Below are 17,062 nucleotides of genomic sequence, written 5' to 3'. Positions count from 1 at the left end.
CATGACACAGTATTCGATTGAGGCGGTATTGCCTCATGCTGATCCAATGATCTTATTATCGCGCTTAGTTAGTTACGATCAAGATTCGGCTGTTTGTGAAGTGGATATCACCGCTGAATCTGCATTTTATAACGAGCAAACTCAAACAGTTGCAAGTTACATTGGCACTGAATATATGGCACAATCTATCGCAGCATATGCTGGTGCATTAGCACTTGATGACAATGCTGCAGTTAAAATTGGTTTTCTGATTGGCTCGCGTAAATACAAAACATTCTCACCTGAATTTAAATTGGGTCAAACACTGTCGGTTTCAATAAAAAAATTATTTCAAGAAGAAACCGGATTAAGTGTATTCGAATGCAATATTGCCGATGGCGAAACATTACTTGCTGAGGCAAAAATAAACGTGTTTCAACCGGAAGATCCTGTGCAGTTTTTAAAGGAACAATAATGACAAAACGTGTATTAGTAACTGGCTCAAGTCGTGGTATCGGCAAAGCCATTGCATTAAGACTTGCTGAAGATGGCTTTGATATTACTTTACATTGCCGCAGCGGCATAGATTCCGCGCTTGCTGTAAAAGAGCAAATAGAAGCCCTCGGACGCCACGTTACGGTTTGTCAATTTGATGTGTGTGATCGCGAAAAAGCGAAAGAAAGTTTACTTGCCGATGTTGCAGAGCACGGCGCCTATTATGGTGTAGTATGTAATGCTGGTGTGACACGCGATACAGCTTTTCCTGCAATGACAGGTGAAGAGTGGGATATAGTCATCGAAACTGGGCTTGATGGTTTTTACAATGTAGTTCAACCATTAGTAATGCCAATGATCCAAACGCGAAAAGGCGGTCGCATCATTACTATGGCATCGGTTTCTGGTATCGCAGGTAACCGTGGTCAAGTGAATTACAGCGCTGCTAAAGCTGGACTAATTGGTGCCACAAAAGCACTTGCTTTAGAAGTGGCAAAGCGCAAAATTACCGTTAACTGTGTTGCTCCAGGGCTTGTTGCAACTGATATGGTTGATGATTTACCGGTAGATGAAATTCTCAAAATGGTCCCGATGCGTCGTATGGCAGAGCCAAAAGAAGTGGCAGGTACGGTATCATTTTTAATGTCTGACGATGCCGCATACATTACGCGCCAAGTGATTTCTGTGAACGGTGGGTTAGTGTAGTGAAACGTGTCGTTGTAACGGGCATGTCGGCAATCACCGCGCTAGGCGATGATTGGCAGACATTCAAAGCCGCTTTAAAAACCGGTGTTAATGCAGTTGAAAACATGCCGGAATGGGAATTTATTAATGGTTTAAATACCAATTTAGCTGCGCCAATTAAACACTTTGAAAAGCCAAAGCACTATCCACGTAAGAAAATCCGTTCAATGGGCCGTGTTTCCCTAATGGCAACGCGCACCACGGAGCTTGCCCTTGAACAAGCCGGATTACTAGACCACCCATCTTTGACAAACGGCGATACGGGCATTGCTTTTGGCTCATCAATTGGCTCGACATCACCCCTTGTTTCTTTTGGCCGCATGATGGATACGGGTGAGATGACTGGGGTTACGGCAACCAGTTACATTCAAATGATGGCACACACCGCACCGGTTAATGTGGGCGTTTTCTTTGGTCTAAAAGGGCGAGTGATCACTACCAGTTCCGCCTGTACTTCTGGCTCGCAAGGTATTGGTTATGCATATGAGGCGATTAAATTTGGTCGTCAAAAATTAATGGTAGCAGGCGGTGCAGAAGAACTTTGCGTTACTGAAGCTGCTGTATTTGACACCCTGTACGCAACAAGCTGTAAAAACGAAACACCAAAACAGACACCTCGCCCTTTTGATAAAGACCGTGACGGACTGGTGATTGGTGAAGGTTCATGTACGTTTATTTTGGAAGAGTTGGAACATGCAAAAGCGCGTGGTGCCAATATCATCGCTGAAATTGTTGGCTTTGGCTGTAATTCTGATGGCCAGCACGTTACGCAACCTACCAGTGAAACGATGCAAGTTGCTATAGAACAAGCAATTGCGGATGCCGCTATCGAAAAATCACAAATTGGTTACGTAAATGCGCATGGCACCTCAACAGATCGTGGTGATATTGCTGAATCTCACGCCACATTTAACGCGCTCGGTGAAGTGCCTATCAGTTCACTTAAAAGTTATTTAGGTCACACTCTAGGTGCCTGTGGTGCAATCGAAGCATGGGCCAGTATTCATATGATGTACGACAACTGGTTTAGTGGTACCACTAATCTTGATAATATCGACCCAGAATGTGCACCACTGGATTATCTTCGTGCTGACGGGCGTGAAATCACCACTGACTATGTGATGAGTAATAATTTTGCGTTTGGTGGTATTAATACATCTCTCATCTTTAAGCGCTGGAATTAAATATGTTAAAGCAATGGATTGCGTTAATTTTATTAGTCTTTCCGCCGCTTTGTGTTGCTGACGAGGTCACTTTTGGTGTTGGCGCATTTTATTCATCTATTCCGCACTATTTAGGCTCTGATCAAAACGAAAGTTACCTTGTACCACTGCCATATATTCATATCGAAAAAGAGCACTATAAGGTTGAACGTAATGAGTTTGCTTCTTTTCTAGAAATTGCCTCTAAGCATTATTTAAGCCTAAGCGCCGGTGGTGCGATTGCGGTAGCAAGTAAAGATAATCGCGCCCGTGAGGGTATGGATGACCTTGCATGGGTAGGCGAAATAGGGCCAAGTTATCAATATTTTGCTTATGGCGACCCACTTGCAGATAACTACTTTTATATTTCCCCATTTATTCGAAAAGCGTATGCAATTGATAACCGAGATGTTGATGATATTGGCAGTGTGTCTGGGCTGATTATTGAGACGGGCAAAAAGTTATATCATAAAGAGCTACATGAAGTGAATTTAACCGCTCGTATTAGTTCACGTTTTGGCTCGCACGCATACAATAATTACTTTTATCAAGTAGCAGAGCAATTTCAAACAATTGACCGTTTGCAATATGATGCTGACGCAGGTTACCTTGCGTCTGTTTTTAGTTTAGGTTTAACATACGATAATGACTGGTTATGGGCCGGTGGTTTTATTCGTTATTATAATTATTCACACAGTGCAAATCAGCATAGCCCGTTGATGCGAGAGAAGAGTAATGTATCGCTCGGATTAGGTTTTGCATGGAAGTTTTACTCATTAAAAAAGTAGGGAGAAAAAATGAAAAAGTTAATTCTAGGTGTATCTTTAGTACTTGCGGCAACCACAGCTACAGCGCGTGATGATATTGGTCGCTATTCTGTTGATGAATTATTAAAAACCTCAAAAGCACAGCAAACACTTGACCCAGAAATTAAATTATTTTTTGGTAAGCAAGACGCAGGTAAAGTTTTATCAACTTACGGTGAAGTGCAAACAAACAAAAAAACCAACGCGGTAAACAAAAGTGATAAAGAAGCATGCCAATGGGTAATGCTAAGCGCACTTAAAGCAATGCAACAGCGAGCTCGCAAAGAAGGTATGAATGCGGTAGTAAACATCAGCTCGTTCTATAAAAAACGTGAATTTGTAAGTGATACTGAATTTGAATGTGGCGCAGGCTTTTTAATGGCAGGTGTGACATTAAAAGGCGATTTAGTTAAACTATAACCGTTAAACATTATTATAAAAAAGCCCGTTTAGGGCTTTTTTAGTGGCTGCTGATTTTTGTTTACTAATTAAAGTGAGAGTAAAACAAAAACACCAGCCCCTTATTTAAGGCTTTTAAAATGCAAAACCAACCAAACAACCCTTTACATGGCATAAAGCTAGAGCAAATTGTGACTCAATTAGTTGAAGAATATGGTTGGGATGGACTTTATCGTGAGATTAAAATCAATTGTTTTGCAAACGAGCCATCAGTCAAATCATCGCTGAAATTCTTACGCCGAACACAATGGGCGCGTGATAAAGTTGAAGCGCTTTACCTCGATACTTTCTCTAATTGATCTAAAAGTTAAGTAACTCACTATAATTAAGTAACAATTTGAGCAATCAGGGAGTACTTAGTTATGAAAAACGAGCTAGATGCCAAACTATTATTAAAAGTATTCGACCTTATTTACAAAAAAGGAGAAGACTTTGAAGACGGTAAACTTTATCAAGGGATCACCGCCTTTTCAGATATTGACGGCTACACCATTTACTTAAAAGGAAATGGTGTGTTGCTGCGTTTTGGCTTTCACAACACTTATCATCTTGATTATGAACACAGTAAATTAAAAGATGTGTTTATGAGCAAACTTGAAGCGCTTGTAAAAGAGGTTGATTAGTTAGCCTGTGATCAGGCTAGCTTGCTTAATGCTTAATGCTTAATTACTGAAAACCATTTTGCTTTAACTAACGTACTCTATAAAAAAGATTTTTCGAGGCAAACATGAAAGCACTATTTAATTTATTTCTGATTGCGGTTTTATCGGGCTGCGCTACACAGTATCCAAACCAAAATGTAGAAGGCACAGTTTTTCCGAACGTGTCTGGAACAAGCCTAGAAAAGCAAAATATAAATTTGCCTGAAGCTATGCTCGGCAAAGCAGCGCTTTTTTTAATTGGTTATAAACAAGACTCGCAATTTGACATTGACCGGTGGCTTATCGGGCTTGATATGAAAGAGGTTGATGTGGTTGCCTACGAACTGCCAACCATTGCAGGCATGTTTCCGCGAATGTTTAGTACCCAAATTGACGAGGGTATGCGCCGCGGCATTCCAAAAGAGTTATGGGGTGGGGTAATTACAATTTATGAGGACGGTGAGCGTATTCAGGCATTTACCGGCAATGAAAAGCCAAATAATGCACGCGTGGTGTTGTTAGATGACATCGGCAAAATAGTTTATTTTTATGACAGGGGGTTTAGTGTTACAGCGTTAAATAACTTAATTGGGCGCTTATCAACTCTTAAATAATGGTTAGAATTACTTTTCAACTGCTACTATTTCCTTCGTTATAGTAGCAGTGTCAGAATGTTATAAACATTAATGATTTGAAATCAAAGATTCAATAATTTCAAATTGTGCTTCTTTAGAAGGTGAGTTGGATAGTTTTTGCGCCAAACTTTCCCCATCCATTTCTATTAAAAGTTTAGACAAGCCTTGCTTTGATATTGTGACATCAAAAAAATCATTAAGGTCGTGTCCGCCAACCCAAATAAGCCCCGCTTTTTCTAACCAGCTAATAACGGCACTTATTTCAATAGCAATATCAAGCACAAGAGTATTTTCTAAAGCTGTTTCATTAATAATTTGCTGGGCAAGTTGGGTACACGAAATGTCGCTGGGATTAGGAAAAGCTAATTTTAATTGATTAAGCACCTGACAAGTGACACGTTGAAATAATGCTAAATTAGGAATACTTTTTAGAGTTTGCTCAATCATAAATTAATTATTAACCACTTGCTGTTACAGTACTTTTTACTATTCTTAAAGTATATCCGAGCCGATAACTATACACTAATAATAATGCTAAAACTGTTTTATCGTTCTTTTTGCTTTGTTTTGCTTATAGCGACTTCGTTTAATAGCTTTGCAACAAGTAACAGTTCACAAGCTGATCTATTCTCATTAGATATTGCACAACTCAGTCAATTAGAAGTAACCATAGCAAGTAATACATCTGAAACTCGCGCAACTGCACCTTCAACGATAACCGTATTTGATGAACAAAAAATTTCATCCCTTGGCATTATAAACGCGTTTGATGTACTGAATTTTGTGCCAGGTATGCAAATGGCACGAGGCGATTGGGTGGGGGCTGTGCCAAAAGAGCACGCCCGAGGAGTACGCTTAGACAATGGCTATTTATTAATTTTATTAGATGGTGTGCGTCTAAATGAAAGTTCATTTGGCAAAGCAACGGTTTATACTCCGTTTATTGCCGCATCAATATTGGAACGAGTGGAAATAATTCGTGGGCCGGGCTCTGCACTTTATGGCAGTAATGCGTTTTTGGGAGTCGTTAATTTTATTACCAAAAAACAGCATCAACAATTAACCCTTTCAATAGGTGAGCATGGTTATAAAGCTTTAAGTGGCAGTTATAGCCATAAACAAGATGATGTTACGTTTAATGGCAATATATCGTTGCAGCAAGCTGATGGTCAAAGCTATGCTGTGACAGACAATTTTGACGTTAAAGATCCACTAAAACACGTTTTACTAAATGCACAGTTAAATTACCAAGACACAAAAATATCATTTCATTTTATTGAAAATCAGTTAGATGAATTTATTAATCTTGGTGGTTACAGTAATGAAAATGTTCATAAGAGCCAGTCTTTTAGTACAAGCCTAGAGCATAATCTCTGGCAAAACGAACGTCACACTTTAGATGCGCTCGTCAGTTATGCAAATTTTCAAATAGACTCTTCAGGAATGGTGTTACCTAAAGAATTCGGCATAGTCAGTGAAGACTTTTTAGTAGGGCCTAATTGGCAAACACAATGGACAAAATTTTCACTGTCACACAGCCTTAAATTAGCAGAAGATAAACAATTAAATTCTGGTCTTGAATATCGTCATGCCAGTCAGTATCAGGCTGGCGCTACAACTAACTATTATGATTACCAAAGTGAATTAATTATTCCCGATGACAGTAATTATTTAGGCAGTTTAGTGCGTCTGGATAATATCCCCGAGTTTGCAGCACTTAGAGCCTCACATGATTTTTATGGCGTATTCAGTCAACTTAAATGGCAATTAGATGAAAAGTGGTTGCTCTTTATCGGCGCGCGATATGATGATATTCAGGGGATTGATAGTAAATTGTCGCCACGGTTTTCAGCTATTTGGAAGCCAATCAACCATCACAGTTTTAAACTGCAATATGGCGAGTCATTTAGAACACCTGTAAATAATGAATTGTATTCAAGTGATAGCGTGACCAAGGGAAACCCCAATTTAACCTCTGAATACGTGAAAACCAGTGAACTTGTTTGGTTATACACGGATAATAATTTGTCCCTTGAAACTGTGATATTTCACAATCAACTGAGGGATTTTATTAATCTAGTGCCAATTGAGGGGAACAGTTTTTTTACCTTTGATAATACTGTAAATGAAAATATTACAGGTGTGGAGTTCTCAGCCAGCAAAGCGTTTAGTAAGTTGAATGTGTTAGTTAATTACACGCAACTTTTTGATGAACCGATAAATGCAAGCTTTAAGCGTTTTGCTAATTTATCGCTTCGTTATCCCACCTCCTTTGCCACACTCTATTTGAACACTATTTGGCGAGATAAGATTGAAGAAGCACTTTCGGAAGAAACGCAATTTTTTCAAGCGAGTTATAGTTTGGTCAATTTTAAAATGGAACGCGAATTCGGAAAGCAAAGCGTCTCTCTATCAGCGGAAAATCTTTTAGACAAAGAGTACGCAATTTTTGACCCAAGAGTATGGAATGGTGCAGTGCCAGGTAAAGGCAGAAATCTGAGGGTTAACTACCAATTCAATTTTAACTAGTGATATTCTCCGGGGGGAAAAGGCACATAACTTTTATTATGCGCACTTCTTTTTATAAATTTTCTGACTAGTCAGGCATTTCTTCAATACTAACAATGGCGGAACGATTTAACGTAATTTTATAGCGTGTTGCAGTATGAGAGCCATTGGCACTGTAAGTAACCACCAAGTTTATTTGGTATCGCCTTTCAACTGATTGACCTGATACTTTATTGCCTTCCAAGCTGTATAATTTACCAGCGCCTTTTTTCAAATAGCGTACAAAGGGCGTCAAGTTAAAATAAACTTGCTGTTGAATTTCTTCATAACCAGGTAAAAATTCTTTGGCAATCACCTTACTATCACAGCGGTAATGGATAAGGTGTGCCGCTTGTTTATTCTGTTGACGACGCTTTTTGAAAAGATCGGAAACTTCTTTTGGCAGTGATTTACGTCGAATATGTTCCAGCCAAACAGTTTGAGTATGAATGGTTTTGTTATCAAAGCTGCTACGGAAAATATGTCGCCATTTGGGTCTGCCTTGTTTTATTTTGCGCCAAATAATGCGAGTTAAGTCGTCTTTAAAAATCTCACGTAGGCCATAAAGCACACCTAAAAATGCGATTAAAGCGACGGTAATTTCTTGAAAGTTTGAACGTGCATTGAGCACTAAAAACATGACAAATGCCATAATTACTGCAGTAACAGTGCCGCGAACTAATCGTTGCAGGTTTAAATTTAAGTTTTTTGTTTCTTTACTAAATACCACGCCATATTCGGTAAGCCTTTGCAATAATCGCATTTTATTCGTAATACGATTTGGATCGTCTAAGGTCAATATGGAATTGTATTCTTGATCGCTACGGTATTGTGTCTCGTTTCGACAAAACGAACGTAAAATTTCACGCTCTTTTGTGAACTCCGAATTTTTGGGGCCTTTCGAGAGCAGTTTTAAAAACATTTGCTCAGTGTGCCAACTTAAGTAGTTATCTGCATTTTCAAAATACGACTTTAACTTTTTGTCTGGTGGCGTATAACGACGTAGTTTTTTCAGTAAAACTTGTGCTTGCTCTACTAATTCAATGGCAGCAGGATAAAACTCGTCAGCTTCTTTAAGTTGTATTGTCTGTTTTATATCGGCCTCTAGTGCTAAGCGAATTTGATATGAATAAAGGTTTAGATTTAAGCGATAATCTGCTTTTTCACCTTTTGATTGGCTAATAAAACGGCTGCGTACTAAAGGTAGATGCAATTGCTCGGAATAATATGCACTGTGGCTTTTAACGTGTGCGTGAAAATAGTCTTCTTCATTAAATGTGCTTGAGTTTATACCCATTTCTACAGGTAAGGAAAAGTAGAGGTCGAGTCGTTGCGATTCTTTGGGTAATAAAAGGTAGCTAAGTTTGATAGACAAACTTTCATCCTGGCTGAGTTTGACTTCTCGGTCGATATTAAATACTCCTTTTTTGCGTATGGAAACACCCTAATTTTAGCATAAATATAGTTTAATAACATGGTGTTAAAATGCTTAGTGAAATTAAACTTGGATATCTGTGATTTGTCTTAGGTGAATTGCAAAAAATAAGAGGCTTGCTACATTGGCTATTAAATAATGAAAAATGGAAATTGATCATGGGTAACAGATTTAAAATAACATTGCTCGCTGGATTGTTATCACTTGCAACCTCAGATGTGATGGCACAAGAAAATGATGTGTGGCAGTATGAAGATGTGTTTAACATTGAATATGCGGCGGCGCCACAAGTTAGCCCAGATGGCCAGTTTATCGTTTATGAACGACGCGCCATGGACATTATGAGTGATGGCACCCGTACTAATTTATGGCATTACAACCTTGCTAATAATAGCCATATGCCGCTGCTTTCTGGCAAAGCACAGTATCGTATGGCGCGCTTTTCGCCAAATGGGCGACAACTTGCTTATTTGTCTAATAAAGAGGGTGATAACCAACTTTATGTGCGTTGGTTTAGTAATGGGCAAACTGCGCGCGTAACAAATGTTGCTGAGGGTGTAAGTAATATTAGCTGGTCACCAGATGGCAAGTGGCTGGCTTTTTCAATGTTTAAACCACAAGCATCCAGTGGCATTTTTAAAGATATGCCTAAAAAGCCAAAAGGTGCGAATTGGGCAGGCACTGCTAAATATATTGACCAAATGAGTTACCGTAGCGACGGTCGCGGGTTTCTGAAAAGTGGTTTTCGTCATATTTATGTTGTACCAGCAGAAGGCGGCACGCCACGACAAGTAAGTAGCGGTGATTTTCATCATGGAGGCCAAATTACTTGGCGCCAAGACAGTAAAGCCTTGTTTATTAGTGGTGACCGTAATAAAGATTGGCAAGATCGTCCCCGCGAATCTGATATCTACCAGATTGATATCGAAAGCGGCGAAACGACAAACCTAACTAACCGACCGGGGCCAGATGCAGCACCAGTCCTATCGCCAAATGGTAAAAACATTGCGTATTTACGTTTTGATGATAAGAAACTATCGAGCCAAAATAACGACATTTATGTGATGAACATAGATGGCAGTAAAGTCACTAACTTAACTGCAACGCTTGATAGACCAATTAATTCACCCAAATGGGATAAAAAGGGGCGCGGTCTTTATTTTAGTTATGATGACTTTGGTCAGAAATACCTAGGCTACGTAAGTTTAAAGGGTAAAATCAAAGAAAAAATAGCAAAACTGGGTGGGCAATCATTAGGGCGTCCATATACTTCGGGTGAGTTTGCTGTGATTGATAATGATGAATTAGTTTATACACATGCAAACAGTGATCGTCCAGCGGATCTTGCCGTTGTCAGAAAAGGCAAAGTACGAAAAATAACGATGCTGAATGAAGACTTGTTGGCTCATAAAGCAACCGCGAAGATTGAAGAAATAACGGTTAAATCATCTGTAGATAATCGTGAAATTCAAGCGTGGTATGCATTACCGCCTAACTTTGATGCATCAAAAAAATATCCACTTATATTAGAAATTCATGGTGGCCCACATACAGCTTATGGCCCAAATTTTAGTACTGAAGTGCAACTGATGGCAGCAAAAGGTTATGTGGTTGTATGGGCGAACCCGCGAGGAAGTACATCTTATGGTGAAGAGTTTGCGAATTTAATCCATCACAATTACCCATCGCAAGACTATAACGATTTAATGGATGTAGTAGATGGCATGGTGGCAAAACCGTATGTAGATAATACTAATTTATTTGTAACAGGCGGCTCTGGTGGTGGCGTGTTAACTGCTTGGATTGTAGGTAAAACGGATCGCTTTAAAGCGGCTGTTGTCGCTAAGCCTGTAATAAATTGGCTGAGTTTTGCGTTAACTGCTGATGGTTATTCATATTTCACCAAATATTGGATGCCTGGCATGCCTTGGGATCATGTTGAACATTTGTGGGCACGATCACCATTATCACTGGTTGGTAATGTATCTACACCGACTATGTTATTGACTGGCGAAGAAGATGTGCGTACTCCTATGAGTGAAACCGAACAGTATTATCAAGCGTTGCAACTACGTAAAATTGACTCTGCTATGGTGCGTATTCCAAAAGCCAGTCATGGTATTGCTGCAAGGCCGAGTAATTTAATTCAAAAAGTCGGTAATATAATGGCATGGTTTGAAAAGTATCGCACTGACGCAAATTAAGCTTTAATAAAGGTTAAATAAAAAGCCCCGAAAATTCGGGGCTTTTGCTTTACTTAACTTATTTAGGGGGAAGTTAAATTCGTTTATTTGCGAGTTGTTGAATTCGCTCTTCAGCGCCTAAAACAACATCATCAACAATTTGTTGTACGGATTGCACTTGATGAATAACACCTTGTGATTGCCCAATAAATTGCACGCCATTCTCTAAATCACCTTTAATGGTGGCTGCTTCTAGTTTTTCAGTGGCAGCGCCAAATAGCGAGAGCATTTTAATTTTGTCAAATTGAGCAACTAGGCCAACCAGTAATTTCCAAAGTGGCATATCGACCATTTTTGCGGCTTTAAAGGATTTTATTGTGGCAATCAAGAAGTTCATTGGCTTACGAGTTGCTTTTTCAGCAGCAGGTGTTTTCATTACGCGTGCATATAAACCATCAAAATTCTTCGAATAAATAGTATCCGCAACGCGTTTTTCTACCACAGCATCTTTAACGTTTTGATGAACAGGGCTTTCACTGCTAGTAGCAAAGCGAGAACCCATAGCAACGGCATCGGCACCGAGTGCAAGGGCCGCGACTAAACCGCGGCTATCAGCAAAGCCTCCGGCAGCAATCACTGGAATATCAACAATATCGACAATATTCGGCACTAAACACAACGAGGTGACTTCACCGCCGTGTGCAGCGGCCTCGTGCCCGGTGACGAGTAGGGCATCTACCCCTGATTTTTGTGCGGCAAGTGCATGTTTTTCTGTCACAACAGTTGCAATGACTTTACCACCATATTTTTTAGCACCGTCAACCAGCCAATCACCTTTTCCTAGTGAGAAGTTGATAACGGGCACTTCAAGTTCGAGTGCAATTTTAGCGTTTTGCTTTGCACCAGGCATCATTAGCGTAATACCAATACCAAAAGGTTTATCTGTGAGTGTGCGGATTTTAGCGATAGCATCACGCGTTTGTTGTTGGCTAAGTGGACCAGAAGCTAAAATGCCTAAACCGCCGGCATTACATACTGCTGCCACAAGTTCAGGTGTGGAAATCCAGCTCATACCTGGAAGCACAATGGGTTTTTCAATGCCAAATAATTGGGTAATGCGTGTTTGCATAATCGTTTTCTCAACTGGTCTGATGTGTTGAGTTTACAAATTATTAACCCAAGATGGAATAGCAAATATGCAAGGAGAAGAAAAAAGCCTGCGAATGCAGGCTTTTTGCGTTATTGATTATTCACAAATACCCGACGCGTTGGTGATTCTAAAGCGTAGTTGGGTATCGTTGTAATCACCGTCGCCACCGGTATCATCACAATCGATGTAACCTGTGTGATTCTCACCTATCGTGGTTTTACAACTACCATACTTCCAAGTTTGGTTGTTCTCTTTAAACTTGTACGTAATTGAGAATGTACTGCCACCAGAAAGTGTGGCACGCTCAACCCAGCTACTGGTGTTTGCAGGGTATTGCCAGCTTGTGATAGCAGAACCATTCGATAACACCTTATAACCTTGTGCATAATCAGCACTGCGCTTATGGGCAAAGGCAATACTAGTACCGGCGGCGAAAGTTAGGCCATTGCCCGACTCAGTAATACATTGAGCTAATGTTTTATTAACGGTAATGTTTACTTGGCTTGTGGCAGTACCACCATTACCATCGCTGATGCCATAGGTCACAACCACAAGCCCTTCATAATTGGCTGGTGCTTGATAACGCACTGTACCATTAGCATTAATTGTTGCAGTGCCATGGCTTGGGTTAACAGACGTCACTGTTAAAGTGTCGCCATCAGGGTCATTATCATTGCCTAATACATTGATTGCACTTAGTGTTTCACCTTGATTTACGGTTGCTGAATCAGCATTTGCAATCGGAGCAGTATTAGTTGATAAAACAGTTACTTCTAGTACAGCTTGGGCTGTACTATTAGTTTTGCCATCGGTTATGGTGTAAGTGATAGCGGCTTTACCAACCCAACCAGTTGGTGGCGTATATGTCACTGTGTTATCACTGTTAACGGTTACTTCACCCACACTTGCAATTGCACGAGAAACCGTAAGTGCATCCGAATCTAAGTCAGTGTCATTCGCTAATACATTAAAGCGTGTAAGTTTAGTGTCTTGGTCAATAGTGGCACTGTCATTGTTAGCAACAGGCAAGTTGTTTTGTTTAACACGAACATCAACCAACGCACTGTCTGTTAACCCTTCAGGATCTTTGATTGTATATGTGATCCAATCTTGGCCATAGAAACCTGCATTTGGTGTGTAAGTTAGATTTTGATTATTATCAATATCAACAGAGCCATTTTGTGCAACAGCTGATACCAGCGTTAAATCATCACCGTTCAAATCAGAGTCGTTCCACAATACATCGATATTATAAAGAGGTGTGTCTTGGAATGCCTGAATGCCATCATCAACTGCAACAGGAGGCTGGTTTACTGAATTAACAACAACCGTTATGTAACCTGTGGTAGTGCCACCGTTACCATCTGAAACCGTTACATCAATTTTTGCAGTACCGACAAAATCTTTATTCGGTGTAAAGTAAACGATGCCATTGCCATCAACTGACACACTACCATCGTTGGTTGTTGCAGAGATTGGTTTTGCATTATCGCCATCTTTATCGGTGATTTTATCAAGCACATTGATAGCATTGTTTTGCGAGTTTTCGTCAACCGCTGTTGAAGCAGGTTGCATCGTCGGCGCATCATTAACTGGTTGAACATCTACTGTGACATAAGCCGTTGCTTGTTTTTCACCATCGGTGATGGTGTACTCAATGCTTACTTCACCATAAAAATCAGCATCTGGTTGATAATTAATTAAATTACCATTCAAGGTTGCTTGACCTTTTGATGCGGTTGCGGAAACTAACGTAATCACTTGGCCATCAGGGTCTTCGTCATTTTGTAGTGCATCAAAGCCAATTAATGATTCGTCTTCATTGATGGAGGCGTTATCGCCACGTGCAATAGGCGCATCATCTAATGGATTTACAGTTACCTTAACGACGCCTTGTGCTTGACCGCCGTTACCATCTTCTACCTGGTAAGTAATAGTATCTTCACCATAATAGTTTTCATTTGGTGTGTAGCGTAGACTGCCGTCTGATTTAACTTCTACTTGACCATTAACAGCGGTTGCAGAAACCGCTTTAGCCGGATCGTCATCAACATCAAATATATGTTGAGCTAAATCAACTACATTAGTTTTAGAGTCTTCATCAACTTCGATGTTTTTTTCAGTGGTAGTAGGGTCGTCATTTACAGCATTGACTGTTACCACAACCACTGCACTGTCAGTGAATTCGCCATCAGTTACGGTGTAATGGATGGTGTCTTTACCGAAGTAGTTATCATTTGGTTGATAACTTAATGTGCCTGTAGCGTTTATTGTAACAATACCGTTATCAGCAGTTGCCTGTGTGACTGTTAACTTATCATTGTCTGGGTCGGTATCGTTTGACAGCACATCGATAACATCGATTTTAGTGTCTTCGTCTGTTTGCGCTTCATCGTTATTAGCATTGGGAGCATCGGTTTCACCGGTAATTGTCACATTGATAATGCCTGTAGCTGAGCCACCATTACCGTCAACAATGGTATAACTGATTTGATCGGTACCCGAGTAGTTTTCATTCGGTGAGTAACTTAAAGTGCCATCAGGGTTAACACTGATTTGTCCATGGTTTGCTTCTGCTGAAGTTAGAGTAAGCGTATCGCCATCTACATCATTGGTGTAAGGTGATGTATCAATAATCTCATTTTTTGCATCTTCGGTTACAGTCAAAGATGCAACCTCAGCCGTCGGTAAGTCATTAACCGGCGTCACCGTGACAGAGATTGTGGCATTTAACTCTTTTTCACCATCAGTAACGACAAATAAGATTTCATCGTTACCAAAATAGTTTTCATTAGGTTTGTAGGTAAACTGACCGTTACCTTCATCAATTAATTGACCATTTGTCGCAATAGGTAGGCCCACAATCGATACCGCTTCGCCTTCGGGATCAGTAATACCTTGTAATAAATTGATGTGATTGATGGCGACATCTTCTTTAGTGGTTAAGCTACGGTCAGTTTGACGCGGTTCGTCATTAACAGGTGTTATTTCAACGGTTACTTGGCTGCTGGCAACACCACCGCGACCATCGCTAATGCTGTAAATAATAATATCTTTGCCATAGTAATCAGGCTTAGGTTGATAGTTGATGCTATTGTCATCATTTACAGTAACAACACCATGAAGCGCCGTTGGCACGCCTAAAATAGTGAGCGGGTCGAAATTTGGATCTTCATCGTTTGCAAGCACAGCAATCGATTCAGCGAATTCATCTTCGGCAATGGTTAATTCATCTGGGTTAGCAATTGGCTCAGCATTGTCATCATCGTTAATGAACACATTGCCAACAACATTATCAACCACTAATGCAAAACTTTCACTCTGCTCAAATTCGTCATTTGACAGTGTGGCAACTTTAACAAAAATTGTGTCGTTATTTTCTGGTACGGTAACATCTTGTGTAGTGGCAAGCAGCAGTGTTTGCCAACTTTGGCCAAGGTCAAAGCTAATTTCTACCGTTGTATCATAATCATCTTGTGCAATGGCATTACCGTCTTGTAGTTGGAACGGATAAGTAATTTCACGTTCCACTTTGCTATCCAGACTAATTTCGAAGGTAGTTGAAGCGCCTTCTGATACAGGATTTGGCATAGCAATTACAGACATTACCTGTGGCTTTGGTGCTGTGCCGTCTGATACTGCAACAGATTTAGTAACTTTATCAGTGTCTTCAAACCATGCGCTTAACTCAAATGCTTCGTTTTCTTCAATCGCGTCATCCACCATTGACGTTACTTTTACTAATACATTCTGGCTTTCTGATAGCACGTTTACTAAAGTATTATCAATCAATGACATATCTTGCCATGTGGTGCCATTATCTAAAGACACCTGACCATAGTTTAAGAAGTCAGCATTTGTCGTGTCCCCTAAACCTGCAACATTAAAACGCAATGACTGAGTTTGTGCTAATTTGCGGTCAAACACGATATTGAAGATGACCTCTTCACCTTCCATAATTGGGTTTTTATCAACACTAATGAAATCAATAACGGCTTTTACAGGCGTTGCATCAATCAGTAAGACAGGTGCTGCTATTAGATCGCTCTGTGTATCTTCAGTCCAAGCATTCAAGGTAAGCATTTCAATTTCTTCATCCGCTTCCTGATCCTTAAGAACCGATACGCGCACTAAGAAATCTTGTGTATTCTCAGCAAGTAAGAATGAAGCTTGAGATGTTAAATCAATCGGTTGCCAGAATGCACCATCATCAAAAGAGTACTCAGCTTGCGTGGCAAAATCTGTCGCAGCTGTTGCGTCTTGTGTTTCAAGCGCAACAAAGACATTTTGAGCACTTGGAATTTGCTTATCCAGAGCTAATTCGAAGACAGCATAACTACCCTCTGTTACTTCGTATTCACGGGCATTATTGCTTTCTAAACGCGCCGGAATTGAATCTGGGTTATCAAGAATTTCAGCAATCGTTGATGTATCTGCGACGGTGAATTGATAACTTTCGGTCTCTTCTGCTTCCTGGTCTGTTAATGTTGTCACCTTAACTTGGAACTGGTTAATTCCCTCAGGAATTGAAATTTCAAGATCATCAACTAGGGTTACTTGCGTCCAAGTAGTACCATTATCAGTGGTGTACTCAAGTAAAGAGGCGTAGTCTTTATCTTGTGTTGCTTCAATGTCTTTCAGTGCAAGTGAGTATTTAACTACAGCAGAAGTTGCTTCAGCTAACAACACAGTAAAGGTTTGGCGTTCGCCTTCTTTTACCTGTTTGTTATCAAGGAAAATGCCAGAAACTTTCGGTGCTTGGTGGCCAGCTTGATTATCAATAATA

14 protein-coding genes are annotated in these 17,062 nt (G+C 40.2%); 10 read left to right on the top strand and 4 right to left on the bottom strand.

Translation table 11 applies throughout. The features are described from left to right. Position 1 precedes the first annotated feature (1 nt). From ON073_RS08135 to ON073_RS08100, 8 genes are all read left to right on the top strand, one after another. Positions 2 to 454 (top strand): hotdog family protein, encoded by a 453-nt coding sequence (locus tag ON073_RS08135; RefSeq protein WP_274761387.1) that lies wholly within the window; start codon positions 2 to 4, stop codon positions 452 to 454. Continuing rightward, positions 454 to 1,179, top strand: a complete 726-nt coding sequence (fabG, locus tag ON073_RS08130) for a 3-oxoacyl-ACP reductase FabG (protein WP_274761386.1) — start codon at positions 454 to 456, stop codon at positions 1,177 to 1,179. The genes ON073_RS08135 and fabG overlap by 1 nt, the downstream gene beginning before the upstream one ends. Continuing rightward, positions 1,179 to 2,402 carry a beta-ketoacyl-ACP synthase gene (locus ON073_RS08125; RefSeq protein ID WP_274761385.1) on the top strand — a complete coding sequence of 408 codons (1,224 nt, stop codon included), beginning with the start codon at positions 1,179 to 1,181 and terminating at the stop codon, positions 2,400 to 2,402. The genes fabG and ON073_RS08125 overlap by 1 nt, the downstream gene beginning before the upstream one ends. 2 nt (positions 2,403 to 2,404) lie before the next feature. Then, positions 2,405 to 3,208 carry a MipA/OmpV family protein gene (locus tag ON073_RS08120; protein WP_274761384.1) on the top strand — a complete coding sequence of 268 codons (804 nt, stop codon included), beginning with the start codon at positions 2,405 to 2,407 and terminating at the stop codon, positions 3,206 to 3,208. A 9-nt stretch (positions 3,209 to 3,217) separates the two neighbouring features. Next, positions 3,218 to 3,646 (top strand): excinuclease ABC subunit A, encoded by a 429-nt coding sequence (locus tag ON073_RS08115; protein ID WP_274761383.1) that lies wholly within the window; start codon positions 3,218 to 3,220, stop codon positions 3,644 to 3,646. Positions 3,647 to 3,765: 119 nt separating this feature from the next. Then, positions 3,766 to 3,984, top strand: a complete 219-nt coding sequence (locus tag ON073_RS08110; protein ID WP_274761382.1) for a VF530 family protein — start codon at positions 3,766 to 3,768, stop codon at positions 3,982 to 3,984. 63 nt (positions 3,985 to 4,047) lie between these two features. Beyond that, positions 4,048 to 4,308 (top strand): DUF3081 family protein, encoded by a 261-nt coding sequence (locus ON073_RS08105; protein ID WP_274761381.1) that lies wholly within the window; start codon positions 4,048 to 4,050, stop codon positions 4,306 to 4,308. 104 nt (positions 4,309 to 4,412) lie between these two features. Beyond that, positions 4,413 to 4,940, top strand: a complete 528-nt coding sequence (locus ON073_RS08100; RefSeq protein WP_274761380.1) for a hypothetical protein — start codon at positions 4,413 to 4,415, stop codon at positions 4,938 to 4,940. Between the two features lie 69 nt (positions 4,941 to 5,009). On the opposite strand, the gene ON073_RS08095 is transcribed toward ON073_RS08100, so the two are convergent. After that, complete coding sequence (locus ON073_RS08095; protein ID WP_274761379.1) at positions 5,010 to 5,408, bottom strand: hypothetical protein; 399 nt, start codon at positions 5,406 to 5,408, stop codon at positions 5,010 to 5,012. Positions 5,409 to 5,528: 120 nt separating this feature from the next. On the opposite strand from ON073_RS08095, the gene ON073_RS08090 reads away from it, so the two are divergent. Next, positions 5,529 to 7,490 carry a TonB-dependent receptor plug domain-containing protein gene (locus tag ON073_RS08090; protein ID WP_274761378.1) on the top strand — a complete coding sequence of 654 codons (1,962 nt, stop codon included), beginning with the start codon at positions 5,529 to 5,531 and terminating at the stop codon, positions 7,488 to 7,490. A gap of 67 nt (positions 7,491 to 7,557) precedes the next feature. Here ON073_RS08090 and ON073_RS08085 read toward each other — a convergent pair whose 3' ends face one another. Further along, complete coding sequence (locus tag ON073_RS08085; protein ID WP_274761377.1) at positions 7,558 to 8,883, bottom strand: hypothetical protein; 1,326 nt, start codon at positions 8,881 to 8,883, stop codon at positions 7,558 to 7,560. A 218-nt stretch (positions 8,884 to 9,101) separates the two neighbouring features. Between ON073_RS08085 and ON073_RS08080 the strand changes: the two genes are divergently transcribed. After that, positions 9,102 to 11,147, top strand: coding sequence for a S9 family peptidase (locus ON073_RS08080; protein ID WP_274761376.1), 2,046 nt, complete (start codon positions 9,102 to 9,104; stop codon positions 11,145 to 11,147). A gap of 73 nt (positions 11,148 to 11,220) precedes the next feature. On the opposite strand, the gene ON073_RS08075 is transcribed toward ON073_RS08080, so the two are convergent. Both ON073_RS08075 and ON073_RS08070 read right to left on the bottom strand, forming a co-directional pair. Continuing rightward, positions 11,221 to 12,255, bottom strand: coding sequence for an NAD(P)H-dependent flavin oxidoreductase (locus tag ON073_RS08075; protein ID WP_274761375.1), 1,035 nt, complete (start codon positions 12,253 to 12,255; stop codon positions 11,221 to 11,223). 117 nt (positions 12,256 to 12,372) lie between these two features. Next, positions 12,373 to 17,062 (bottom strand): Ig-like domain-containing protein (locus ON073_RS08070; protein WP_274761374.1); only part of this gene is annotated, 4,690 nt, incomplete at its 5' end.

The organism is Pseudoalteromonas sp. G4, assembly GCF_028875915.1.
In the GTDB taxonomy this organism is placed as follows: domain Bacteria; phylum Pseudomonadota; class Gammaproteobacteria; order Enterobacterales; family Alteromonadaceae; genus Pseudoalteromonas.
This window is presented reverse-complemented; position numbering and strand designations above follow the sequence as displayed.

Bases quoted from the DNA above. Each gene is read 5' to 3' on its own strand.
- fabG (WP_274761386.1), top strand. From the start codon at position 454: ATGACAAAACGTGTATTAGTAACTGGCTCAAGTCGTGGTATCGGCAAA.
- ON073_RS08095 (WP_274761379.1), bottom strand. From the start codon at position 5,408: ATGATTGAGCAAACTCTAAAAAGTATTCCTAATTTAGCATTATTTCAA.
- ON073_RS08120 (WP_274761384.1), top strand. From the start codon at position 2,405: ATGTTAAAGCAATGGATTGCGTTAATTTTATTAGTCTTTCCGCCGCTT.
- ON073_RS08115 (WP_274761383.1), top strand. From the start codon at position 3,218: ATGAAAAAGTTAATTCTAGGTGTATCTTTAGTACTTGCGGCAACCACA.
- ON073_RS08075 (WP_274761375.1), bottom strand. From the start codon at position 12,255: ATGCAAACACGCATTACCCAATTATTTGGCATTGAAAAACCCATTGTG.
- ON073_RS08110 (WP_274761382.1), top strand. From the start codon at position 3,766: ATGCAAAACCAACCAAACAACCCTTTACATGGCATAAAGCTAGAGCAA.
- ON073_RS08135 (WP_274761387.1), top strand. From the start codon at position 2: ATGACACAGTATTCGATTGAGGCGGTATTGCCTCATGCTGATCCAATG.
- ON073_RS08105 (WP_274761381.1), top strand. From the start codon at position 4,048: ATGAAAAACGAGCTAGATGCCAAACTATTATTAAAAGTATTCGACCTT.
- ON073_RS08100 (WP_274761380.1), top strand. From the start codon at position 4,413: ATGAAAGCACTATTTAATTTATTTCTGATTGCGGTTTTATCGGGCTGC.
- ON073_RS08080 (WP_274761376.1), top strand. From the start codon at position 9,102: ATGGGTAACAGATTTAAAATAACATTGCTCGCTGGATTGTTATCACTT.